1 protein-coding gene is annotated in these 479 nt (G+C 61.6%); it reads right to left on the bottom strand.

Annotation, left to right across the window (positions count from 1 at the left end; all coding sequences use genetic code 11):
• A partial coding sequence (locus J5M71_RS27805) for a poly-beta-1,6-N-acetyl-D-glucosamine N-deacetylase PgaB (protein WP_279382397.1) occupies positions 1-479 on the bottom strand: 479 nt, incomplete at both ends.

The raw sequence follows: 479 nt of genomic DNA, 5'->3' as shown, positions 1-479 counted from the left end.
AGGTGATGGCGGTTTTCGGGTCCCAGCGGGTTACACGCGGCAGTTTCGAATCCAGTTCGAAACTCAGCACCGGCATCCATGCAAAGACTTTCACATGGGCACGGGTGCGCAACTGACAGGCGACGCGGTCGAACAGGTACGCGCGCATCGGCAAGTGACGGATGGGGAAGTACAGCGAATGCACCAGACCATCGCCCTTGGGAACGGCGAAGGCTTGCAGGAACACCGTGCTGGCGCCGAGGTCAGCCATTCGCTGCACCATTTTGCCGAGGTTGATGTCCTGCTGGGCCGGGTCCGGGTCGTAGACGTTGTCTAGATCGACATGCACCACGCGCATCGTCGCTTCGGCCTGCACCGAGACGATGCTGTTGGCGAAATGCTCGCCGTCAGGATCGGACGCGACGAGAAAGCGCGGCCCGCTCATCAGGTTATCGAGGGTGTCGAGGCCGTCGTCCAGGGTCAGGGCCATTTCATAGCCC

The organism is Pseudomonas sp. 43(2021) (assembly GCF_017490805.1).
Lineage (GTDB): Bacteria > Pseudomonadota > Gammaproteobacteria > Pseudomonadales > Pseudomonadaceae > Aquipseudomonas.
Note: the sequence above shows the minus strand (reverse complement) of the source record. Positions and strands in the feature narration are given on the sequence as shown.